We start from the raw sequence: 23,974 nt of genomic DNA, 5'->3' as shown, positions 1-23,974 counted from the left end.
CGCGAAGTGGAGGTGAGCGGTAATGGACGACGGACTGTTCCCCGCACCGGCAATGGCGACGACTGTGGTTGTTCACACGTCGCGGATTCCGGTCATCCCCGACCCGGATCTGCCACTGACCACGGCGGTGCAACACCGCTTCTGGAAACACGTGGTCCGCGGTGAAGGAGACCGGTGTTGGATCTGGATCGGGGCGATCTCCTCGCCTGATGGCTACGGCCGATTCACCTGGCAAAAAGACCGCCACCGCCGCACCGTCTCTGCCCACCGCGTGGCACTGATGATCGCCCACGGCGGGGAACTTCCCCAAGATCTGGTCGGCGAGCATTACTGCTGCGAACCGCTGTGTGTCCGGGTCGGCGACGGGCACCTGCGGCTCACGACCCAGGCCACCAACCTCGCCCGGGCCGTGGCCCTAGGCCGGCACGTATCCAACCGGGAAACCGTCGCCAGCCATGATCGCGCACAGCGCTCCTACCGCATCCGGGACGCAGTCCTCAGCGGTTGGGACGACGACACCCTTCACGCCGCCCAAGGTGGTATCCCCACACCCGAGAACCAACCCGGACTATGGTGACAAACAGTAGAGAAAACAGCGCCACAACCATGAAGGGTGCGGCGCTATCGTTTGTGTTGGGTTCGATTACAGGCAGGCGCACCTGACGCGGTGATCGTCAGTCGAGTACTCGAGACGGCCTGACAACGCTGGCATTGAGCACTCATCAAGCGGTGAAAAAATGAGTCCTCTCAGCTGTCCATCCCGAGTCCGCAACAGTACCGTCCCTCGCTTTCCGGTAGTTTTCGTAACAGGTCTTAGGTCAAAGCGCTGCGCGCCCCTTCTTGGCGACTTCATATCTGCAGTTCGCTAGAGGACTGAGTGTCTTGCGTAGGGTGAATTCGATGCTGAACGATAGATAGGAGCTGGTATGACAGCATGGGTGATCCGGTCGGGACAGTACGGTGAGCGAGCTGAATGGGCTTGGGAAAAAGGGTATTCAGGTGCAGGATGGCAGGCCGTGGGGCCAGAGTTGCTTTCCTGCAAAACCAGGGAAGAAGTGCAGTCCTACGCAGCGGAAAAATATGCGCATAAACCGCAGGCACTTCCGAACATCACCGCGCAGCTGTGGATGCTACTGGGACGCATCACCATCGGTGACTTAATCGTCATGCCTATTAAGCAGACCAGAGAAATCGCTCTGGGGTGGGCCTCTACGTCGTTGCAATATCTGCACAATGAGGAGGATCCGTCTAAGCGTCTGGTAATCGGAGTCAACTGGGTAAACCGTGTTCCTCGTACCGCAGTCAAACAGGATCTATTGTATTCTCTCGGCGCCACGTTGACAGTGTTTTCACCGAGCCGAAATCAAGCGGAAGACCGGTTGAAGGCACTTCTGGAGACTGGAACTGATCCAGGTATGCGTCAGGAATCCCTGGAAAAGGCAGCTGCTGTGCTTTCCTCTGTGGCCGCTGGTGACACCGGCAATGACCCCGATGTGCCCGCGATACAACAAGACATCGAGGAAATGGCGCTGGATCAGATCTCGGAGCTGATCAGTCAGGAATTCACCGGCCATGGACTCACTCGCTTGATCGGCGACATCCTGCGTGCCGAAGGCTTTAACGTCGAGGAATCCCCGGAGGGACCCGACGGGGGAATAGACATTATTGCCGGTCGCGGCCTCCTGGGTTTGGAGTCACCCAAGATCCTGGTTCAGGTGAAAACCCCCAAGGTGGATCGTCCGGTGGTTCAGCAGTTGACCGGACTCGTCAGCTCGCATGAGGCCGACTACGGCCTGATAGTGGCTTGGGGAGGCCTTACCTCAGATGCCCGCCGTGAAGTGATGAGCAAACGGTTCCGGCTGAAGGTGTGGGATGACCAGGACATCATCCACGCCGTGCTGAGTAACTACGAAAAACTATCCAGCACCACCACCCAAGCACTGCCTCTGAAGCAGATCTGGGTGCCAGGAGAGACTGCAGATACTGCGCTTGAGTAACCTTTCTGCTTGAGTTTGCAACCGTTGTAAGTCTCTAGTTTGTTGATGATTCCCGTCGCTGCGTCGCGCTGGAAATTATAGAGACTCTGCCACACCTTCGTTTTCCACAAATTCGATTCTTCAACACTCTCGCTTTGTTTATCGGCAGCCAATCCCGTGGTGACCCCAGGAATCAATCATCTAGATGATTGAGTCCAAGGGTGTGCTGGGGGTTTAGTGGTCATAGGCCAATCAGTGATCGCAGGGCAGGTTGGCCGGTGGCGTGGTTATGCCAGATCGCTGCGGTTAATGCCAGCAGGCGTTTAACGACCTGGCAGACCAACCCACCGGCAGTGCGGCTGCCGTGTTGTTCAAGATGGAGCTGGCTTTTCATCGTGTTGAACACCGACTCGATAGTCTGCCGCAATGGTTTCAAGAATTGTTTTCCTGGCCTGGGTTTTTCCCCTTTCCGGGCCGGGCGAAGCAACTCAACACCACCAGTTGTCAGCTCGTCTTCCAGCCAGGCACCGTTATAACCCTTATCGGGTCTGAACCCCGTTTAGCAGACACTTGGTGCTGGCACCACGTGTCCACCATCTGCGGGTCAGGTCCCCGGCTAACGAGCTTCCTAACAGCAGTGTCCTAATGCCCAGGAACTGCGGCAGCCAGCCTCGCAGGAGGGTCCAGGCGATTCTGCCGAGAAATGAGTGCGGGCTCCGACTGGAAATCCAGCCGGAGCCCTTATTCCTTGTCCTTATACGGTGGCCATGGCGGGCTCGTGTGCTTCCTTCGGGATGATCATGTTCTCGTGCGGTCGGCGGTGGAACTCGCCGTTTTTCATCACCGCGGTGATCTTCTTAATGTCCTGCAAGATGGTGATGTCTTCTAGTGGGTTACCGTCGACGAGGATCATGTCGGCGTAGTAACCGGGCTGGACCTTGCCAAGCTCATCGGCCTGGCCGAAGAGTTCCCCACCCAGGGAGGTAGCCGCAATAATTGCCTCCATCTCGGTGTACCCGAACAGGTTGACGAAGTGGGCGAGATCCCGGGCGTAGGTGCCGTGTGGGGTCCACGCGAAGCCGTAGTCGCCACCGGGCAGCACCCGGATGCCCCGGCGATGCATCTCCTGCACGCCCTTGACCGCAACGTCGAGTTCCTTGGCGTAACCGGCCTGTTCAGCAGCTTCGTGACTGTAGCCAAATTGGCCTGCGTCTTCCAGGGTGGCGACCAGCCAGTTGATGGCCGGGGCGACGAAAACACGGTCCTTGGCTGCCTCGAGCATGTCCATGCCCTGTTCATCGATATAGGAGGCGTGGTAGATCACGTCGACCCCGGTCTTCAACGAGAGGTAGACCGAATCCCGGCTACGCGCATGGGTGCAGACCTTGACCCCGCGGCGGTGGGCTTCATCGACGGCGACCTGCAGTTCCTCTTCGGTGATGTAGGTGTCTTCGGCGGAACGGGTGCCGGTGACTTCTTCACCCGAGATGCTCATCTTGATGTTGTCGACACCCAGGCCGATAGTTGCGCGCACCACCTTGCGCATGTCCTCCACCCCGTCGGCGGTCTGGGTGATGCTGTCGACCAGGTCACCGGCGGTGGTCGCGATTTCCATGCCGTTGGCCCGGTAACGGGGGCCGGGGATCCGGCCGGCGTTGATGGCGTCGCGGACGACGACATCGAGGCGGGCTTTGGCGCTGGCTGCGCCGAAGCACATGGTATAGCCGTAGTCGAGGTAGGTCTTGGCGGAGTCGATGGTGGAGAGCAGGTGTTCTTCGACCGGGGTGTTGCCCAGCTGGTCGAAGGGGCGGTTGTCCCAGGTGAAGTGGGTGTGCGCGTCGGTCAGACCGGACATCAGCGTCTGGCCGCGGCCGTCGATGACGAGGGCATTGGGGTCGTTGATTTTGCCGACACCGGGGCTGACCTCGGTGATGCGCTCGTTTTCGACCAGGACTTCGCCAAGATAGGGCTGGGTGCCGGTGCTATCGAGAATCTGGACGTTCTTGAAGATGGTCTTCGACATGATCGTGCTCCTTGTGTTCTTTTTCCCGAAAGGGGTGAGGGGGTCTAGCTGGTCAACACATCCCGTCGAGGTGACCGGACGCGGTGCATGATGAGGGCATTGCTTCTCGTGGTCGGTGGGAGTGTGGGGGTTAGGTGTCCTGCAGGAAGGTGGCGAGGTAGTCGGTCACAAAGTCCGGGGCCTCGAGCACTGTCCAATGTCCGATGCCGCTGATCGTGTGGCGCTGGGCGTTTTTCAGCTCGCTGGCTATGGCGTCGTTGGTTTCGGGGGTGCTGACCGCATCCTGGTCGCCGGTGATCAGCAGCACCGGTGCGGTGATGGCGTGCAGGTCAGGGTTGGTGGCTGCGGCCAGGGCCTCACAGGCCTGGGCGTAGGCTTCGGCGTTTTGTGTCAACAGGAGCTGGCGCACCAGGGGGCGGAGCAGGGGATTATGCTCAGCCGCCTGATCTGCGGTGGCGCCACGTGAGATGGCCTCGGCGACTGCTGACATGCCCTGGTCGCGGACCAGGGCGGCTCGCTGCCGGGTGGCTGCCTTGGCCTTGTCGGGCTGGGCCTGGACGGGTCCGAGCAGGACGATCTTGTCCACCAGTTCCGGGTGGGTGGTGGCCAGCTGTTGGACGATCAGGGTGCCCATGGAATGGCCAATGACATGGGCCTTTCCGGAGGTGGTCTGGGTCCGGATGACCTCGGCCAGCTCCTGGGCCAGCGAGTCGATGCTGATCTCACCGGTCAGCGGTGAGCGGCCGTGGCCGTTGAAATCGTAGCGGAGGAACCGGAACTGCTGGGATAGTTCGGTGACGATGGGATCATAGAAGGAGGTGGCGCCTCCCAGGCCATGGACCATCACCACATCTGTGCCTTCTCCGGTGATCTCCATAAAGAGCTTTCGAGTCCCGACCTCGGTGAGTTCCGCCGGATGTGCAGCGGTGGGGATCAGTTCGGTGGTGTGTGTCATGGGTGCTCCTTAAACTTTTTGTGGTGGATACCTACTGGCCTTGGCCGACCTGGTTGCGCAGTGTCCCGAGCTTGCTGAACGAGACCTCGACCACGTCACCGGGGGCCAGGAACTTCGGCGGCTTAAATCCGATACCCACACCCACCGGGGTGCCGGTGGCGATGACATCCCCGGGCTCCAGGGTGATGCCGGCGCTGATGGTCTCGATGATGGTGGGGATGTCGAAGATGAGATCGGCGGTGTTGGCCTGCTGGCGGGTCTCACCGTTGACGGTGCACAGCAAGTCCAGGGGCTCATCGCCGACCTCGTCGCGGGTCACGGCCCACGGGCCCATGGGGCAGTGGGTGTCCAGGCTTTTGCCGAGGAACCATTGGGCGTGTTTTTTCTGCATGTCTCGGGCGGTGACGTCGTTGATGTTGGTGTAACCCCAGACGTGGTTCATGGCCTGGTCCTTGGTGATGTTGCGCCCCCCGGTGCCGATGATGACCCCGAGTTCTGCCTCGTAGTCCAGGCCATCGGTCAGCTGGAGGTGCGGATCGATCTCGGCCTCGGTGCCGATGACGGTCGAGGGTGCCTTGGTGAAGACCACCGGGTGCTCGGGGATGTGGCTGGCACTGGCGGTGGCGTCGAAGCCAGAGTCGGCGAATTCCTTGGCGTGTTCGAGGTAGTTGCGGCCGATGCAGAAGATGTTGCGACGCGGGCGCGGGATCGGGGCCAGCAGCTCCACCTCCTCCAACGACAGGGTGGTGGTCGAGAACTCCGGGGTGCCGTTACCCCAAGTCTCGATGACATCGACCAGGCCCTCGCCGTTGGCCAGGGGGGTGATCTCGGCGGTATCCGTGTCCAGGACACCGGTGCGGGTGGTGCCATCGTGGCGGAAAGTGATGAACTTCAAACTGACTCCCTTGCTCGATTACCGATTATCGATTATCTACCATGAGACTAACCTGTCGCGATGTGGACCACAAGGGGTTGAGAAAAGTAAGTTAGATCACTTCGAGAAGCCGCAGCTCACCACTGGTGGATGCCGAGGGAAGGATCGCCCTGGATACCGGGACGCTTACTCGCGCGCCTCCGGCAGCTGAGGGAAAATCACTCGTGGGGGAGGATTGAGTACTCCTGCTGGTGCTCGGCGACTAGTTGCTGGCACAGCTGCGCATCCCCGGTCTCAAAGGCCTCCACAATGGGGGCGTGGGACTCTGCCGCAGCGCGCGGGTCCACCTGGCCGCGCACGATGGTGGCCATGGTGCGTACCTCGACGAACAGCGAGTCCCAGATCTCTACCATGAGCCGGTTGCCGGAGGCCTCGATAATGGCCCGGTGGAACTGGGTGCTGTATTTAGCCAGGCCCCGGGCACTGCCTGCGTCGACTGCCTCCCGCATTCGGGTCAGCGCCTCCCGCAGTGGGCTGGGGTCTTGGTGGAGGGTCGGGAAAGCATGGAAGGCAGCTGTTCCCTCGAGGGCTACCCGGACCATGTAAATCTCGGCCAACTCCTCCGGGGAAATACTGCGTACATAGGTTCCTCGGCGGGGTCTGTTCTCCACGAGCCTGGTCGATGACAGCTCCCGTAGGGCTTCGCGCACCGGCGCCTGACTGACCCCGAATTCCTCGGCGAGCTGGAGCTCCACCAGGTGGGTTCCGGGAGGGTAGGCACCTTCGATCACGCGATCGACGATGATCCGCTTGACCCTCTCGGAAAGGCTCTCGGACGCAAACGACGTAGAGGCTGGCATGGGACCATTCTGACACAGCACTACCTAATCTCTTCAGGCAAGCCTGGGTATATGACCAGTTGAGTTGGGCGATTCAGTGTCACGGAGGGGCAACAATGCCAAATGGTCCCACCAGCTGGTGGGACCGTTGTTAGGGAGACGCAAGAGGTGTCATCGTTAGGATGACATCACTGGGGTAGTGCGGTGAGAGCCCTGAGCTGCAGGGACTTTGGAAGTCGAGAGGATTTCAGCGGCCACGCGGTTGCTCAAGGTGCCAATGCCCTCGATCGAGGTTTCCAAGACTTCTCCTTCGCGTAGGAAGCGCTGGGGGTCGCGGGCGAAACCAACGCCATCGGGGGTTCCGGTGGCGATGATGTCACCGGGGCGCAGCGTAAAGATCGTGGAGAGGTAGGCGATGATCTCCCGGGCACCGAAGAGCAGATCATCGATGGTGGTTTCCTGCATGACCTCACCATCAATGGTGGTGCGGAGAGTGGCATCGGCAGGCAACTCGTCGGGGGTAACCATGGCGGGACCAACCGGAGTGCTGTTTTCCCAGGTCTTGCCCTGCAGCCACTGCATGGTGCGGAACTGAAAACCGCGCATGGACACGTCATTGAGCACCGTGTATCCCGCAATGTGGTCCAGGGCGTCGGCTTCGGCAATGCGGCGCCCGGGTTTGCCGATGATGATGGCCAGTTCGCCTTCCCAGTCGAGGGAAGAGTCCTCCGGGGGAAGCTGGATATCGTCCTCGGCGCCAATCAGGGACTCAGCGTATTTGGCGAAGATGGTGGGGTGATCCGGCATCTCGGAGCCCATCTCGATGATGTGCTGGCGGTAGTTCACGCCCACGCAGATGATCTTGCCTGGGCGGGGCACCACCGGTGCCAGGTCTGTATCAGTGAGGTCATGGGTGGGGCCATCGGCGGCGGTCGCCAGATCCTGCCAATCCGGGTTCTGCAGGAGTGCGCCGACGTCGGTGAATCCAGAGATTTCGGTGAAGGTGTTGCCATCCTGGCGGGCGGCAACAGTGCGGGTGGGGAGTCGGAGGGTAGAGATTTTCATGATGGAGCCTTTCGATAAGGGGGGTTTAAAGGGGTTAGATGTGGAGGTCTGCGCAGCCCATACCGGACTTGATGTGGTCAATGAGTGCTTGTTGGATGGGTAGGGGGTCCGCGCTGGCCAGGCAGTCCTGCAAGGTGGCGATCAGGCGCTCGTGCTCCTCGATGCTGTTGTCGAGGGCGCGAGGTGTGTTCTGGGAGTGCAGCTGCCAGGCCAGGATGATCTGATCGACTAGTTCGGCATATCTGGCTTTGAGTCGGCCGATGCCGGCGGCATTGACGATCGCATGGTGAAATTGCCAGTCGGCGGCATCCAATTCTGGATCGGAACGTTGTTCCCAGGCCTGACGCATCGAGGCCAGGGCGGATGTCACCCCGGTGATGTCTCTGTGCTGGGCCACCACCAGGCGCACTGCGGTAGTTTCAATGGCGATGCGCAGCACCGCCAGCTCTCTTAAGTCCTGGTCATCGAAGCTTTTTACCCGGTAGGGCTTGTTGGAGGTTTTTTCCACGAGTCCTGACTGCTGGAGCAGTCGCAGGGCCTCGCGTACCGGGGCCCGGCTGATGTGCATCTGGGTGGCAAGAACGGAATCGCGGACTTCATCACCGGATCGCATGTGTCCGCTCAAAATGGCTTCCCGGATCTGAGCGTGTACCGATGCCACCAGGCTGGCCGGACGGATGGGGGTGAAGGAGCCCGGGGTGGAGGGCGTGTCGTTGATAAGGGTCATGGCGATAGTGTGCCACATCACCAGTTTTTTGACGACTGTCGACACTTGCCTGGGGTGTATCACCTTACCCCCGACTGGTGAGCAACATCACTTGAGTGGTTGACGACTGTCGACACTTGCCTTTAGTCTCGGAGCCACGCCGAGACACCGTCTGGGCGTTTCCTGCAGACTGTGTCCGACACCTTGTCGGCGCCCTCCCCAAAGGCCCAGCAATGACCTCACACGTAGACACATTATCGTCCACCCCACCTCAGACCTCTCGTCGTGCCCGTAAGGCTTTGATTGCCGCGATGAGCGGCACGCTCATCGAGTGGTACGACTACGCCCTGTACGGTGCTGCCGCTGGTTTGATCATCGGCCCGCTGTTTTTCCCTGACGCCCTGAGCACCGCTGCCACGCTGGCGGCCTTCGCCACTTTCGCGGTCGGTTTTATCATCCGCCCCCTGGGTGGGGTGGTCATCTCCCATATCGGGGACCGTTATGGCCGCAAACCCGCAATGATCCTCACCATCGTGCTGATGGGAGCGGCTACCGTCGGTATCGGCTTGATGCCCACCGCCGCCTCGATTGGTTTGTGGGCCCCAATCTTACTGGTGGTTTTCCGCCTCCTGCAGGGTTTTGGCGCCGGAGCAGAGCTCGCCGGTGCGTTTACCCTGGTTGCTGAAACCAGCCCCAAGGAAAAACGTGGTTTCCACACTGGTCTGGTCAACGCCACCCCTGCAGCCGGCACCACCCTGGCTACCCTGGGGTTTCTCTTGGTCTCCACCCTGCCGGAGGACGTGCTGCTGGGCTGGGCGTGGCGCGTGCCCTTCCTGTTTTCCGCCCTCCTTTTCTTCATTGCTCTCTACATCCGCCGGGAGCTGGAGGAAACCCCGGAATACGTCCACGCTGTCGACAATCGGGAGGCCGCCTCCCATGAGCAGAAGGTTCCGCTCGGAGAACTGTTCAAACACAGCCGTCGCCCCCTGATCGCAGGTTTCCTGGCAACCACCGGTCACAACGCCCACCTCTATGTCGTAACGACCTTCTCCCTGTCCTACCTCACTGCCACTGTGGGCATGTCTCGGTCCCAGGCTTTGACCGCGGTGGTGATCGCTTCGGTCGCAGGTATCGTCGCCTCACCAATCGGTGGGTTGATGACGGATCGGTTCGGCGCCCGGAAGGTTCTTGGGTTTGGCGGATTGTTCGGCGCCCTCTACGCCTTCCCGCTGTTTCTCATGATGCAGACCGGTGACCTGCCGATCGTCATTATCGGCCTGACCATCGGTTACGGCGTGACCCTGGGAGCAACCATGGGTTCCCAGGGAGCATTTCTCACCAACCTCTTCCCCGCCCGCTACCGCTTCACCGGCGTGGCCACCGCACGTGAATTCAACGGCGCTCTCATCGCCGGCACCACCCCGCTGGTGGCCACCGTCTTGATCCAGATCGCTGGCGGTGAAATCTGGCTGGCCGCCCTCTACATCGTGGCCTGCTCACTGGTCACCCTGCTGGCCGTGATGATCGCCGGCACGCTGGGCAACCGACCCTTCGAGGAGAACTAACCATGTCCCCATCGAACCCAAAAACTCCCCTCCCCACCCGGGCACAGCACCGTTTGGAACGACAGCTGCCCAAATGGAGCGAACTGCGCCCCCTGATGCAGTTCAGCTCCCTTGACCTCGACCGACGTCGTGCTCGCTTGAATAAGGCTGCTGACCTGTGGGATCTGCGCGCCATCGCCCAACGTCGCACCCCCAAGGTGGCCTTCGACTACGTCGACGGCGCCGCCAACCAGGAAATCAGCCTCGACCGGACCCGACAGACCTTCCGGGACGTGGAATTTACTCCGGGTGTCTTACGCGATGTCTCCTGCGTCGATCTCAGCACCGCCATCGCCGGCGGCACGTCCGCACTACCGTTCGGGATTGCTCCCACCGGCTTTACCCGCATGATGCACTCCGGTGGAGAAAAAGCCGGTGTGGCCGCAGCCCACAACAAGGGCATCCCCTTCACCCTATCCACCATGGGCACCTCCTCCATTGAAGAAGTGGCCGCGGCTGGCCCTGATGGTCGGCGGTGGTTTCAGCTCTACCTGTGGAAAGAGCGCGAGAAATCCCTCGCCCTCATCGAACGAGCTGCCGCCGCAGGCTACGACACCCTGCTGGTCACCGTGGATACGGCGGTCGCCGGAGCTCGCCTGCGTGATGTTCGCAATGGCATGACCATCCCTCCGTCCCTGACGCTTAAGACCGTGTTGGATGCCTCCTACCGACCCGAATGGTGGTTTAATTTCCTCACCACTGAACCCTTGAAGTTCGCGACGCTCTCCGGGCACACCGGATCCATTGCAGACCTGGTCACCACCATGTTTGACCCCACCTTGACCTTCGATGACTTGGCATGGCTGCGCCAAGCGTGGAAGGGGCGCCTGTTCGTCAAGGGCATTCAAAGTGTGGATGACGCGCGTCGCGTAGCTGACTGTGGCGTCGATGGCATCGTCGTGTCCAATCACGGTGGCCGCCAACTCGACCGGGCGCCGGTGCCCCTGCGCCTGGTGCCTGATATCCGCTCTGCAGTGGGATCGGACCTGGAGATCATCCTCGACTCCGGAATCATGAATGGCGGAGATATTGTCGCCGCCTTGGCTGCTGGTGCAGACTTCACCCTGATTGGCCGCGGGTACCTTTACGGGCTGATGGCTGGCGGGCAGGAAGGCGTGGAACGTGCCATCGATATCCTGCGGTCGGAGATCCAGGTGGTCATGCAACTACTCGGAGTGACTGCTGTCTCTGAGCTCACCAGTGACTATCTTTGCCTGGACCGGGAAAAACCCTTGCTGGTCTCTTCCCTGGAACACCCCACCGCATTTTCTCGCTGACCACACTGCACCTGAAAACATCTGGGGCAATGGTCCAAGGGGATGGGAGGCTTCAGCACTCTGCACTGGCCGCTCATTCTCACCGGGCCCCGCAGCGGACGGGGCCACCCATGCCGTTCCTGGAACCGTTACCGGCAGTGACAGAGACGCTACGTTAATGAACATCGCCAGAAAAACGGCAACCCAGACTTGCATAATCCGTGCGGGAATCGGTTTACATCACTACGGTGAGTAGCCGATCTCGTCCGGAGTGCAAATGGGAATCCGGGAGATGAAAGCTTCCGAGGCGCCCCTGTGCCGTAATTCAATTCCGTTGTAACATCCCTGCGTCAAACCGGTTTTGGTCGTTCCAGAGCGCGGAAAAACCTTCCATCGCTGACCATCGAACTCAAAAGGTACGCGCCAATCCGTCTGGCTCTGCGATACCCACGCAAAATGACCATCGCAGTACTGGACAACAGTCTGATTTGAGTCACGCCACGGCGCTAGTGTGTTATTGAAGGCCTGAGGAGAGCAGTCACCCCGTCGTGGGATAGGACTCGGTGCCGGTGAAGGACGAGGCGGGCTAGGAATCACCCCCGGCAAGGGGTTAGCGATCAGTCCCTGCTGCACCGCCCACAAGGAACCCCCGCCCAGAGCCGCGACCAAGGCGAGGAAAGTAACGGCAGACCCTGCAGAGCTGCCCTGCTCGCTGGACGAGAAGGAAGACGCGCTGGGAACTCCTGTGTCTTGTGCTGAAGCGGGTGCTGCCTGCATCGCCCCGGTGGTGACAGAAAAAGCGAGGGCTAGCGCAGCAAGTTTTTGTTTCATGTCTCCAGCGTAGAGGGTTCCTTTTTTAGAACTGTGAAGCGCGGCATGAAAAACTAAGAAAAACTTGCGGGCCTTTCACTGGTGCCCTTGTCGGGCTCGGTTACTCCCTGATTAGTTGCCTGAGGCTGTGGTGAACTTTCCCGGGTGGTGGCCTACCCGCTTACAGACAGGCTCTGTGTGGCTTCCATCGGCAAGCTGAGCCCAGTGGCCACTGGGCTCAGTCCACCCTTACCGTACGGTTTTTTCCGTTTTCTGCGGCGACCCCTCCTTCCGCACCGGTGCTTTTCTTTCATCATGCATCATCACATAGCAGATGATTACTATTATTATGATGGTAGAGGGGGAGGGACCACGGGATGATCTGGGGTGGTCCGGGCCGGGGAGGTGGCCACCTCCTGGTGCACCTCATCGTAACGAGGGAGCTGAGAGAGAACGGACGGAAGTTGCTCACGGTAAGCTGACTTCCCCCTGCAGTCACGCTTTCTCAGGTTAAGGGGCATCCCGATCAAAGGTGGCTCAGTTCCTTTGGAACTGAGCCACCTGGGCCTGGATATGTGGAGCGTATCCTCGCTCCCTTGAATGGCAGGTTTCATGCCAGCTTTTTAGCAGGAACCCTTCTCATGTCCCAGGAAAACCAGAACAATTGCTTTTACATAGGGTATTTCTGATCGGAAGGCTCGATGGTGACCCACTTCAACTCGGTGAACTCGTTGATTACCGCTCGGCCATCGAAGTGTCCGTAGCCACTTGACTTAACTCCCCCAAAGGGGGCATTGGCATCGTTTTGCACGGTAGCCCCATTGACATGTACATGACCGGCTTCGATGCGCAGAGCGGCATCCAGAGTACGGGTGGAGTCAGTGCCGTGGACGGCTGCAGCCAGGCCATATTCTGAGTCATTGGCGGTGGCAATTGCCTCGTCCACTCCGTTGACACGGATGATGGTCGTGATCGGTCCGAATGTCTCATCGGTGTAGATAGTCATGCCCGGTTTGACGTGATCCACCACCGTCGCTGCCATCGCGGCGCCGTCTGCCTTGCCGCCATTGGCCACGACAGCGCCCTTAGCCAGGGCATCGTCGATCATGGCGTTGATTCTTGCCCCTGAATCCGGCCGGTACATGGGTCCGATGGCTGCTTTCTTATCGGTGCGCGGGTCACCGGCCGTGAGCTCGTTGACGCGGGCGGTGAACTTCTCGATGAATTCGTCCGCGACTGCGTTATCGATGATGATGCGCTCCGTGGACATGCAGATCTGACCCTGGTACATGAATGCACCGAAGACAGCAGCGTTGACGGCACCGTCGACGTCCGCGTCGTCAAGAATCACCAGCGGTGCTTTACCTCCGAGTTCAAGCAAGGGCTTCTTCAGATGGCGCCCGCAGGCTTCAGCGATCTTGCGGCCGACTGCGGTAGAACCGGTGAAGTTGACGCGTCGGACCGCTGGGTGCGCGATGATCGCTTCGGAAATCTCTGCGGCATCGTGCGGGGCGTTGCTGATGAAGTTCAGAGCACCGGCGGGAAGCCCTGCCTCGTGAAGAACCTCGGCCAGGATCTGGTGGCTGCGCGGGCTGCCCTCCGAGGCCCGGAAGACGACGGTGTTGCCGCACACCAACGGGTAGGCGATGCTACGCATGCCGAGCACACCGGGAGCATTCCACGGTGCCATGCTAAAGACCACGCCAGCGGCTTGGCGCACCGTCATGGAAAAGACCCCGGGACGGTCAGTGGGGATAGTCTCACCCGTGATATGAGAGGCCAGGCTAGCGGCTTCGCGCAGACACTGGGTGGTCAAAAAGATGTTGAAGTGTGCCCAGCCAGCAGCCGCACCGACCTCTTCCATCATGGCCTTGACGAACTCGTCAGAACGCTGTTCGAGGATGTCAGCGGCCGTCAGCAAAATCATACGGCGCTCACTCGGCCCGGTCTTGGACCAGGTGGTGAAGGCCTCTGCTGCAGATTCTACCGCCTTGATCGAATCTTCTTTTGTCGCTGCTGCGCTGGTGGTTACTATTTCACCGGTCAGGGGGTGCACACGTTCGAAGGTAGCGCCGTTTGTAGCATCGGTGGGCTTGTTGTCGATGATGAGCTGGGTTTGCATGGGTTTGGCCTTTCGATGGTTAAGGAGATGTGGAAGTAATAGGGGGTGAAAGTTGATGGACTTCAGAAGCGAGGGACTGCGGTGACCCAGGAGTGCTTATCCCTGGTCTTTGGTCGCTTTCGACATGTTGACGAAGGCGATGGCGAGGGCGCCGATGATGCCGGGGATCGCAACGGCGAGGAAGTTCTGCGAGAACGGGAGGGCAAGGCCCAGGAGTGCTCCGCCGAGGACCGGTCCGGCGATAGCACCGATTCGTCCGATGCCCGCGGCCCAGCCAATGCCGGTGGAGCGGATGGCAGAGGGGTAGTACTCGGCTGCCAAGGCGTGGATAACCGACAGCGTGCCGACCGTGGTGGCGCCGGCGAGGACCAGCAGAAGGTTGACGAGAAGCTCGTTTTGGGTAAGGGCCAGGGAGGCGAGGGACAGGGTGGCCACGATGAAGTAGGCGAGGATGACCTTCTTGATGTTGAAGCGATCTGCCAGGTACCCGCCGAGGACTGCTCCGAGGAAACCACCAATATTGAGGACCACCAGGTTGAACAGGCCACTTCCCAGGGAGTATCCGGCGGAGGTCATCAAAGTGGGCAGCCAAGTGTTGAGCCCATAGCTCAGGAGCATGGTCATGAGGAAGACCACCCAGATAAGCAGGGTGTTGAGTCCGTTGCCCTTGCGGAAGATCTCAACGATGGGAGTTGCTTGCTCCTTAGGCTGCTCAACGGCGACGACTCTGCTGGGATCGGTCTCTGGGGAAATACGCGCGATGACGTTCTCGAACTCCGTCCTGCGGGCGGGCAGCTTGGACAGGAATATCGGTGACTCGGGCAGGAACTTCCAGACGACCGGGGCCAGGATGATGAACGACACTGACACCCAGAAGACACTGTTCCAGCCGAAATTCGGGATAAGGAACATGCCCAGCAGTCCGGCGATGATCCCGCCAATGGAGTAGACGCTGCAGACGAAGCACACGGCAAAAGAGCGGATCCGCTGCGGGGCGAATTCTCCTGTCATGGCCACGAAGTTGGGAACCATGGCGCCCAGTGCGATACCCACCAAGGTGCGGGCAATGAAAAGTGTTTCGAAGTTAAAAGACAATGCACACCCTAGCGAGGCGGCGGCGGAGGCAATCAGACAGCCGAGAAGCAGGGTCTTGCGGCCGAAGCGGTCAGCGAGGGGGGCGACGAACATGCCGCCGATGAGCATGCCGATCAGCGCGGCAGCGCCCAGGTATCCTCCCTGCTGGGTTGTCATCTCCCATTCGATGATCAGAGTCTGGACGACTGAACCATAGGAGATCATGTCGTAGCCGTCGACGATCATTAACAGGGTGCAGAGGGCGAAGACTTGCTTGTGGAACGGCGTGATCTTGGCGTCGTTGACTACTCGGGTGACGGGGATGGGCTGGGTGGTGGCCCCAGGAGGGACTCCCAGGTGCAGATTAGTCATCATCAATTCCTTACTTCGGGATGAGCGCAGTGGGGAACAACTGGATTTAGGGTTGGGTGAGGTTGGTGCGGACCTCGATGAGGTGGGGTTTCCCGGAAGCCCTAGCACCAGCCAAAGCTGCGATGAAGTCCTCGTCGGTGTCGACGGCATGGGCTTGAACGCCGTACCCCTGGGCTAAGGAGAGGAAGTCAATGTCAGGAACATCCATACCCGGAGTATCAGGAGTATCAAGCAGTTGAGAGAACCAGCGCAGTGCCCCGTAGGTGCCGTTCTTCAAGACGATGAAGATCACCGGAATGTCGTACTGAGCGGCTGTCCACAGCGCGGTGATGCCGTAATTGGCTGATCCATCTCCGATGATTCCGATCACCTGGCGGTCAGTCAGGGCCATCTGTACACCCACTGCCGCGGGAAGGCCGAATCCTAGTCCCCCGGAGGCAGGCCAGAAATAAGAGGCTGGCTCCTGCAAGTCCATCTGGGACCAGAAATCTGCGTTGGTGGAGGTTGACTCCACGACATAGGAGGTGTCCACCGGAGCATGCTCCCGGAGCAGCGCAAACACCCGGGCCGGATCGAAGATGCCATCCACCGGCGTTTCCGTTGCAGGGTAACTCTGCCAGGGCCGTTCGATGGCTGTTTCCTGTGGTGGGACTGCTTCTGCCAGGAGTTCGAGCGCGCGCTTGATATCTGTGACTATCGCAGTTCCGAAAGGAGCCCGAGTTGCCTCATTAGGATCATCGGTGATGTGGATGAACTCAACATCCTCGCCCAAGTAGTGGTCGGGCTCATGCTGGTGATAGCGAAAGACGGGGGCGCCGATCACCAGGACCAGGTCGTAAGCCGCCAGAGTCGTATTAACAGCACGGATTGAGGCGGGCAACACTCCCCGGAACTGACCGTGCTTGTTGGGGAAAGGCAGGCGGTAGGGGGAGGGAGCGAGGTAGACATCTGCACCGGTGTTTTCTGCGAGTGTGATGGCTGCCGAATTCGCTCCAACGGTGTCCACCGCAGAGCCAAGAATGATTGCCGGCCTGGCAGCCGCCGAGATTAACCCGGAGAGATGCTCCACAGCTGATGCGGATAGTTCGTGCTCTTCGCTGTAGGAACGACGCAGCAGAAGTTCATCATTAGCGTTGGCCTCATGCTCCCAATCGTCATAGGGAATAGAGAGGTAGACCGGTCCGGGAGCGCTGGCCTGAGCCTGCATCACCGCCTCATTGAAACTGCGGGGCACATCAGACGCCGAGGCCGGTTCACAACTCCATTTAGTCAAAGGTTTGGTCAACTGCGGGGCCTCGACATTGGAGAGGAAAGAATGCATGCCGATGGTCTCGCGAACTTGCTGACCTGCGGTAATAACAAGCGGACTGCGAGAATAAAAGGAGTTGGTAAGCGCTCCCATCGCATTGCCCGTCCCGGAAGCAGCATGCAGATTAACGAAGGCTACTTCTCCTGAGGCCTGGGCGAATCCATCAGCCATCCCAACTACGGCCTGTTCATGGAGACCGAGCACGTAGTCGATCTCTTCCGGAAGGTCAGTCAGGAAAGGTAATTCATTCGAGCCAGGGTTTCCAAAAATTCGGAATATTCCGTGCTTGAGCATGAGATCGTGGACGACTGACCGCACCGTTCGTTTCGAATCAGGTGCCATGGTTTTTTCTGCTGCATATTCCTGGGTCTTCATTGTGTTTTCCTCTCATCGTGCGGGATGAGAGTTAACCTATGATCCATGACACTATTAGTCCAATATAATATTTATGCCACAACATAGAAGGGTTCTATACAGCATGGTGAAAGAGGTTAATCTCAACCTGATCCGTACTTTTTGCCTCATCTACGAGCATCAAGGGATCAGTCGCGCGGCTGACGAGCTCCACTTATCGCAACCGACGGTGAGCTATTCCCTCAAGCAGTTGCGTAAAGCCTTCAGTGATCAGCTCTTTTATAGGGAGCGAGGCTTATTGCACCCCACTCCACGCGCCCAGCAGGTCTACCCGGATCTTCGTGCGGCCCTTGATCTGATTGCCACCACGGAGATCTCTAGTACTGAGTTTGGGCCAGACAATTCGACCCGGGAGTTTGTTTTGATGCTCTCTGATCTCGGGGAAGTGGTTTTCCTTCCCTCCATCCAACAATTGTTCGAAGCAAAAGCACCCGCGGCTCGGCTGAGGATAGAGCCGCTGGATGTGGTGAAAGTGCCGGAGAAGCTTACTTCTGGAGAGATTGATGCCGCCATCCAGACCCCACGCTTTTACTCAGATGATGTAGAGCGAACAGTAATCTACCGGGACATTTATGTGGTGATAGCAAGCGTGGATCATCCCAGAATCCAGGGCTCCATTAGCCTCGAACAGATGAGCGCTGAGCGTTTCATACGGATCAAGTCATCCATCGGCCATGATGCTCCAGAGAACCTACTGCTAGAGGCAGGCATGCAGCTGCATACAGGAATCATCGGCACGAGGGTGGTATCTACGCCTGGAGTGGTGATGAGTTCGGAGCTGCTCGGTATCATTCCCACCGCGGTAATTGAGAGTCTTGGCTGGTCTGATCGGATACAGATTTTGCCCAATCCGATTAATGCGGAACCGATGGAAGTGTCGTTGATGTCACGGGTGAAACAACGTCGAACAAGGCCGCAGAAATGGTTTGTCAACCTCATTGAAGAAGCGGTAGGGAATATGCCCTCCGATGTTGATGGAACAGCAGGCCCTGCGCCAGCCGCTGGTTGATTGCTAAGAGGTTACTGTTCTACTTCCCGGCGTCTGAGGCGCCTCCTCAGCCAGTTAAGAGCTTGCCGAGGTCCAGGGAACGGGGCGCGAGGTCATCTGCCCTTCATTTCCCGGTTGGAATTTCCTATCTTTATCTCTGCTTGTACTGGGAGGTGAAATAACTGAACAACGCGCTGGAAAGTGATCATGGGCGGTTGAAACAGACCCTTGGGTCGAAGGGGGCGTTCAAAAACCGGACGTCCGCATACCGGACGCTGAAGGGGATGGAAGCGATGTTAGGGACCGGCTTTCGGGATGCCCTCCGCCCCGATTGCTCACCGAAAAATTGAGGTGACTAGGTTGGCTACAGCAGCAGCGATACCGCCGATAGCTGACATCAGGCCGCCGAGCGCGCCACCCGAAGACCCGAAGGGCCAGGTAGTAGAGCTAGAAGAGCTCCCCAGCTCGGAGGGCGCCGGCTGGCCGGAATCATCGTCTCCGCCGGCCTGAGAACCGTTGTGGCCGATGGTGTTTGGAATGGTGACTGAGCGAAGTTCCTCGTTGATATCGTTTTCGGCGCCGTGCTCATCGACTGCTCCGAAGTCACGGGCCGTCACGACCAGGCGGTCGTCGTAGGCGTCGATGGTGAGACCACGGTTAATATCACCGGTAACGATCTCGGAGGCCGAGTCGGTGGATTCGCCTCGGGCATCCCACTCCACATGCATCGCCAGAGTATTGATTGCCCAGAATCCGTCAGGATGTCCGTCATTGGTCCGACGCTGCACGGCCCAGTCCCCCAGTTCGGCGGGGTAGTGGGTGTGCCCGGTCAGCAGCACCGCGTTGGGGTGTTCGCCGAGGATCTGGGTTAACCGGTCGTTGTGTTCGTGATGATCATGGTAGGACGGAATCCAGGAGGCAGAAACGGTGTCACCGAGTGGGAAGTGGGTGACCACTAGTACCTGGTTCCCCTGCTCCGTCCAGTAATCCAGGCGCTCCTCAAACCAGCTCAGCTGTTCTTCACTCATCGGCACCTCCGGTGGGCGCTGCTCTTCCTGTCCGAGCACTAGCACCGGAACGTCCGGGCCCGCGCCATCGAGTATGTACTCTCCCCACACCTGGTCACGCTGTGCGAAGTCGAGGAAACGATTCTCGTGGACCTCCCAGGGATCCGCTGAGTAAGACTCATGATTGCCGATAGCTGCGATTAGTTCACCCGGCAAGATCTCGGCTTGCTCCTCCATCACCTGGTGGATCTCGTCCCATTCTCCGGCGGCGCCGGAGTCGACGATGTCACCGGCTACGATCAGCCCGGAAGCGTCAGGGCGGACCTCGTTGAAATCGGCCAGCGCGTGGGAGAAATCCTGCGGGTGTCCCTGGATGTCTGAGGCCACCCAGGCGCTGGTGCGCTCACCGGAGGCCGCCGGCAAGGTCTCGGTCAGCGAAACGGAATCGATGGCCCAGTACCAGGAGTTCTGCTCGGCCTTAAAGTTCCAGGTGAACTCCACCGAGTCTGCACCCTGCGGCACTTCGATGGTAGCGGACTCATGGGCGTTGAGGACCGAGCCATCATAATCGTCCACCACGGTTGTGGAGTCCAGGCGCAGCACCTCTTTCGCGGCACCGCCATCGAAAGACGCGGTGACCGTGGCTTCCTGTCCCGCCCAGCTGCGGTAGTGGGAATCAAAACCCAAATCGACGGAAGCCAGGGTGGAGACGTCAATCTGCGGAGAAGTCAGCGAGGTCTCGAAGCTATGATCGCCGGGCAGGTCAGCGAACTCATCGGAGTCGGCCACAGCGATAATTTCGTGCGATCGCGCGAAACGGTCACGCATCTGGTCTTCGGCATCCACCCAGTAGTCCGGCGTGGTGAAGGTCCATCCGCGCCAATCCTCGACACCTACCTCGGACATCGATGCGTCATTGCGCACCGACCATCCGGCAGGCTCCGTGTGGGTGAACCCCACAGTGTCCTCGGAGATATCCGGATCGTTTGCCCGAGGGGTGAGCCGGTCTGCTACCGAATCAAACGATTCCCGGAACACGACAGAATCAGATTGATCTGCGGTGTCGGGGTTCTGAGAAGATGAGGCACCAGCGGGGGCCGCAGCGCCGAGGGGCACCACGAGGGTAGCCACCAGGGCGGCGGAAATCAGCGCCGAAGGCGCAAGATGAGAAGACATAAGAACATTCTGAACGTTGCATGTCAACGGTATCTTCAATCCAGAACGCGCAGAGATGAATGGAGCGTGAAATCTTTCCCCTCACCGGCTTCACATCAATTTCACACCTGCATCGGAGACACCCCTGCACACGAAGATGGTCCAAAGAAGCTGGCTATTCCAGTGGTTTACCCTCCGCCGAGGATGGGACGATTAACCGCTGACTAAAACGAGCTGGACGAAAATCCGTCAGATCCCTGCAAGAGAGCATCGAACACGGACGATGACATGCTGCTTCCCGGGAAGGACTTACCACTGGAGAGGCCAGGGACTTCTTCGTCCGGCTGCGGCAGGGCTGGGGCATCGCCTTCTGGGACCTTCTGGAAACCGAGCGGTGTATCGCCGGTCCACTCCATCAGGTGGAGTGTCGCCGACTCGCGCTTCTCACCGGACGAAACATCGTCGAAATCCTCGGCAATATAAAAGTATCCGTCACCGATCGGTTCGATGCCGACATCCGCTTTGTCTTCAAAACCGGTGATGCCAGTCCCGGGATGGACGATGCCCATGTCGGCGAGGGGCACGACCAGGCCGGATTCTTCGACCGGCTGGCCTTCCAACTCCGTGAGTTCCGGCTGGGAGACACCGTCTACGACGTAGAGACCGTAGTTCGGGAATTCTGGCTTGGAGCCTCGATAGACCCCCATGTACCACAAGCCACTGGATTCGTCGTAGGACAGATTCTGGACACCGTAGCGAGTGTTTCCGGTGGGCACAAAGTATTTGCCATCTTCGTCGGCAGGACCGGACTGGTGCGGGTTGGCCTGCGTCAGGGGCTTCTCGTACTGCGACCACTCTGAGGTGTCATACTCTAGTATGACCTGGTAGTTGTTGTCGTCCCGCCTGTTATTTTCGTAGATGCCGTATGCGACCATGAGCTTCTGCTCCCCCGCCGGATTTCCGAAAGCAGGGCCGAAAGACACTCCGTCGATACCGCTCGCGCCGTACCGGTGATCCGGCGTGTCAGCTATATTGCCGTCAAATACGCCGTCACCATTCATGTCGGCGGTGAAGTCTTCGACGACCTCCTCAAGGTAGACGGCGCTCACGATGCCGGAACCCTCCGCATCCATGCCACTTTTGTTGATCTTGTCTACATCAAAGATCGCGATATAGAAGGATTCCTCATCCTTGTACTCCAGCGAACCATAGACACGTCCATCTTCTGGGTTGAAGTCGAGATCACCCAGGTGGCCGGTGAAACCCTCGACGGTGCCGATCACGTTCCCCTGAAGGTCAGTCTTGACCAGCATCTCGGTGAATGAGTGATAGACGTACCCGTTTTTTTCATCGATGGCGATGCCCTGGATATGTCCGGCATCCCACGACCCAGAGTCGATGGTGAGTGGATACGTCGGAGCTGGTTCAGCAGCAGCGGAGGGTGCCACTACTACGGCAGAGGTAGCGAGCAAGACTGGAGCGAGGACGGAAGCCAAGAATCGTGAGCGCAATGATTTCTCCTTGATAAGGCACGGGAGCAGATTGGATAAGAAGTATCTGCCCATGACCTTAGGAACAAAGATTAAACTCCAAGCTTCTAATGCGTTACGCGAGCCTCATCACTGAGTGAACTCGTGAAGCACTCGCGGATCCGCCCTTCCCACGGAAGGACTCCAGCAGTGCGGCCATCGGGTACGTCAATAAGCGGGCTGCCAGGGTGTAAACCCGAATTTTTCGCATGGGGTTGTCGCCCGTTAGGTCTTGCTGGGGATGGTGGCAGATTACCTTTCCCAGCATCATGCTGGTGTCAGGGTCCACCAAACAGGAGTCAGGTCCGTCAGTCCTGGGCTCGGTCTGTCCATGAGAGTTAGAGGGAGACCCCGAAGACGAGGGGTACCAGGGTCACGGTGGCGGCGGCGGTGATGATCAGTCCCAGCATGTTCATCCAGATGCCTGTCCGTACCATTTGCCGGATAGGAAGCTCTCCGGTGGCGAAGGCAACGGCGTTTGAGGGAGTTGCGACAGGCAACATGAAGGCGCACATGATGGCCATTGAAACGACTACGGTCATCAGGAGGGGATCAATACCGATACCCACGGCCAGTGCGCCCATGACGGGGAAGAATGCTGCTGCTGTTGCCGTGTTACTGGTCAACTCGGTGATGAGAATCAGGACCAGCGTAACCACCATGAGGATGGCGAAGGGGGGAAGCCCACCCAGGCCGCTCATTTGCTCACCAATCCAGGCGGCGAGGCCAGTGCCGGTGATCTGGGTGGACAGGGCCATGCCCCCGCCGATGAGAAGAAGGACTCCCCAGGGCAAATCCACGGCGTCTTTCCATACCAGGATTGATTTGTCTCCTGACTTCGCTTTCCCTTCCGAGGAGGTGGGGATGAGGAAGAGAAGGAAACCGACGAAGACGGCGATGCTCGCGTCTTCAATGCGCCCCAGGAAGGGCAGTGCTTCGGCGACCTGGGGAATGCGAGCGATAAAGGGCAGGATCAGCCAGCCGAAGACGGCAATCAGGAAGACTGCGATGACCTTCTTTTCTTCCTGACTGGTCTTGCCGAGGGAGGTCAGTTCGTTGCGGAACAGTTCGCTTCCACCCTCCACGATATTCGATTTGACCCGGTAGACCAGGAACGTCAGCACGAACCATGCTGCGACGAGGAATATGACGGAGAAAGGAATTCCCAGCAGCATCCAGTGGCCGAAGCTAATGGTGATGTCGAAGGTCTCTTGTAGGTAAGCCACAAGCAGGGGGTTGACTGGCTGGCCGATCAGCGTGGCGAATCCGCCGATAGTGATGGCGTAGGCCACACCCAGCAGGGCAGAAGCCGCGAACTTAACATTGGTTCGCCCCGACGCCTCATTGACCAGTTTGATGATGGACAAGGCAATGGGAATCATGATCACGGCCGTAGCCGTATTGCTAACCCAGGCAGAGATGAAGGCAGACGACACCATGAGCCCGAAAATGATCTGCGGGGGTTTGGTCCCAAAAAAGCTGATGGTGATCAGCGCGATACGGCGGTGAAGTTCCCATTTCTGAACCCCCAGACCCAGGAGGGTGCCGCCAAGAATGAGGAAGACGATCGAATTGGCGTAGGGGGCGGCTGTCGGCCCCACCTCGGCAATCCCTAGAACCGGGAAGAGGATGACCGGTAAGAGGGACGTGGCGGGAATCGGAATGGCCTCGGTCATCCACCACACCGCCATTAAGATGGCTACGCCCGCCAGGAGACGAGGTTCCATGGCCAGACTGTCGGGCAGGAGCACAAAGGTGAGGAGGGCGAGGGCCGGCCCTGCGGCCAAGGCAAGCCCGCGTGCGGTATAGGGCCGTTTCTTCGGGATGCCCTGAGACTGGGGGGCCTCGCGGGTGATTATTGCAGTCATGATTGGCCTTCATCGGTTGGAGGGAGTT

At 59.2% G+C, this 23,974-nt stretch carries 17 protein-coding genes and 2 pseudogenes; 6 read left to right on the top strand and 13 right to left on the bottom strand.

Going from position 1 to position 23,974, the window contains the following annotated elements; all coding sequences use genetic code 11:
* Positions 1-22: 22 nt before the first annotated feature.
* Positions 23-577, top strand: coding sequence for a hypothetical protein (locus COCCU_RS14455; protein ID WP_156233099.1), 555 nt, complete (start codon positions 23-25; stop codon positions 575-577).
* A 349-nt stretch (positions 578-926) separates the two neighbouring features.
* Entirely contained in the window at positions 927-1,997 is a 1,071-nt protein-coding gene (locus tag COCCU_RS14450; protein WP_156233097.1) for a restriction endonuclease, read from the top strand.
* A 213-nt stretch (positions 1,998-2,210) separates the two neighbouring features.
* On the opposite strand, the pseudogene COCCU_RS14980 reads toward COCCU_RS14450, so the two are convergent.
* The 7 genes and pseudogenes from COCCU_RS14980 to COCCU_RS14415 all read right to left on the bottom strand — a co-directional run.
* Positions 2,211-2,520 (bottom strand): annotated as a pseudogene (locus COCCU_RS14980) (IS982 family transposase); the annotation flags it as partial.
* Positions 2,521-2,730: 210 nt separating this feature from the next.
* The gene (locus tag COCCU_RS14440) at positions 2,731-3,999 is read right to left on the bottom strand and encodes a metal-dependent hydrolase family protein (RefSeq protein ID WP_156233095.1); all 1,269 of its coding nucleotides are present in this window, start codon (positions 3,997-3,999) and stop codon (positions 2,731-2,733) included.
* A 130-nt stretch (positions 4,000-4,129) separates the two neighbouring features.
* Entirely contained in the window at positions 4,130-4,954 is an 825-nt protein-coding gene (locus tag COCCU_RS14435; protein WP_231598963.1) for an alpha/beta fold hydrolase, read from the bottom strand.
* A gap of 31 nt (positions 4,955-4,985) precedes the next feature.
* Positions 4,986-5,849 carry a fumarylacetoacetate hydrolase family protein gene (locus COCCU_RS14430; RefSeq protein ID WP_156233093.1) on the bottom strand — a complete coding sequence of 288 codons (864 nt, stop codon included), beginning with the start codon at positions 5,847-5,849 and terminating at the stop codon, positions 4,986-4,988.
* Between the two features lie 197 nt (positions 5,850-6,046).
* On the bottom strand, positions 6,047-6,688 hold the full coding sequence (locus COCCU_RS14425) for a GntR family transcriptional regulator (protein ID WP_156233091.1): 642 nt from the start codon (positions 6,686-6,688) through the stop codon (positions 6,047-6,049).
* Between the two features lie 156 nt (positions 6,689-6,844).
* Entirely contained in the window at positions 6,845-7,732 is an 888-nt protein-coding gene (locus COCCU_RS14420; RefSeq protein WP_156233089.1) for a fumarylacetoacetate hydrolase family protein, read from the bottom strand.
* Between the two features lie 34 nt (positions 7,733-7,766).
* Positions 7,767-8,459, bottom strand: a complete 693-nt coding sequence (locus COCCU_RS14415; RefSeq protein WP_197088532.1) for a GntR family transcriptional regulator — start codon at positions 8,457-8,459, stop codon at positions 7,767-7,769.
* A 212-nt stretch (positions 8,460-8,671) separates the two neighbouring features.
* Here COCCU_RS14415 and COCCU_RS14410 point away from each other — a divergent pair, with 212 nt between their 5' ends.
* Together COCCU_RS14410 and COCCU_RS14405 are read left to right on the top strand one after the other, a co-directional pair.
* A complete protein-coding gene (locus COCCU_RS14410) occupies positions 8,672-10,003 on the top strand; it encodes an MFS transporter (protein ID WP_156233085.1) in 1,332 nt (443 codons plus the stop codon).
* 2 nt (positions 10,004-10,005) lie between these two features.
* Positions 10,006-11,319 carry an alpha-hydroxy acid oxidase gene (locus COCCU_RS14405; RefSeq protein ID WP_156233083.1) on the top strand — a complete coding sequence of 438 codons (1,314 nt, stop codon included), beginning with the start codon at positions 10,006-10,008 and terminating at the stop codon, positions 11,317-11,319.
* Between the two features lie 1,459 nt (positions 11,320-12,778).
* Here the strand turns inward: COCCU_RS14405 and COCCU_RS14400 are convergent.
* The 3 genes from COCCU_RS14400 to mdlC all read right to left on the bottom strand — a co-directional run bounded on the left by COCCU_RS14400 (position 12,779) and on the right by mdlC (position 17,360).
* Complete coding sequence (locus COCCU_RS14400) at positions 12,779-14,230, bottom strand: aldehyde dehydrogenase (protein ID WP_156233082.1); 1,452 nt, start codon at positions 14,228-14,230, stop codon at positions 12,779-12,781.
* Between the two features lie 96 nt (positions 14,231-14,326).
* On the bottom strand, positions 14,327-15,676 hold the full coding sequence (locus COCCU_RS14395) for an MFS transporter (protein ID WP_197088531.1): 1,350 nt from the start codon (positions 15,674-15,676) through the stop codon (positions 14,327-14,329).
* Positions 15,677-15,722: 46 nt separating this feature from the next.
* On the bottom strand, positions 15,723-17,360 hold the full coding sequence (mdlC, locus tag COCCU_RS14390) for a benzoylformate decarboxylase (RefSeq protein ID WP_407924181.1): 1,638 nt from the start codon (positions 17,358-17,360) through the stop codon (positions 15,723-15,725).
* Between the two features lie 103 nt (positions 17,361-17,463).
* Between mdlC and COCCU_RS14385 the strand changes: the two genes are divergently transcribed.
* Together COCCU_RS14385 and COCCU_RS14380 are read left to right on the top strand one after the other, a co-directional pair.
* Positions 17,464-18,408, top strand: a complete 945-nt coding sequence (locus COCCU_RS14385) for a LysR family transcriptional regulator (protein ID WP_197088530.1) — start codon at positions 17,464-17,466, stop codon at positions 18,406-18,408.
* Positions 18,409-18,569: 161 nt separating this feature from the next.
* Positions 18,570-18,683, top strand: a pseudogene (locus COCCU_RS14380) (DDE-type integrase/transposase/recombinase); the annotation flags it as partial.
* A 39-nt stretch (positions 18,684-18,722) separates the two neighbouring features.
* On the opposite strand, the gene COCCU_RS14375 reads toward COCCU_RS14380, so the two are convergent.
* The 3 genes from COCCU_RS14375 to COCCU_RS14365 all read right to left on the bottom strand — a co-directional run bounded on the left by COCCU_RS14375 (position 18,723) and on the right by COCCU_RS14365 (position 23,946).
* Complete coding sequence (locus COCCU_RS14375) at positions 18,723-20,570, bottom strand: metallophosphoesterase family protein (RefSeq protein WP_197088529.1); 1,848 nt, start codon at positions 20,568-20,570, stop codon at positions 18,723-18,725.
* Between the two features lie 203 nt (positions 20,571-20,773).
* Complete coding sequence (locus COCCU_RS14370; protein ID WP_197088528.1) at positions 20,774-22,060, bottom strand: hypothetical protein; 1,287 nt, start codon at positions 22,058-22,060, stop codon at positions 20,774-20,776.
* A 356-nt stretch (positions 22,061-22,416) separates the two neighbouring features.
* Positions 22,417-23,946 (bottom strand): SLC13 family permease, encoded by a 1,530-nt coding sequence (locus COCCU_RS14365; protein ID WP_156233074.1) that lies wholly within the window; start codon positions 23,944-23,946, stop codon positions 22,417-22,419.
* Positions 23,947-23,974 lie beyond the last annotated feature (28 nt).

It is taken from the genome of Corynebacterium occultum, from assembly GCF_009734425.1.
Lineage (GTDB): Bacteria > Actinomycetota > Actinomycetes > Mycobacteriales > Mycobacteriaceae > Corynebacterium > Corynebacterium occultum.
Note: the sequence above shows the minus strand (reverse complement) of the source record. Positions and strands in the feature narration are given on the sequence as shown.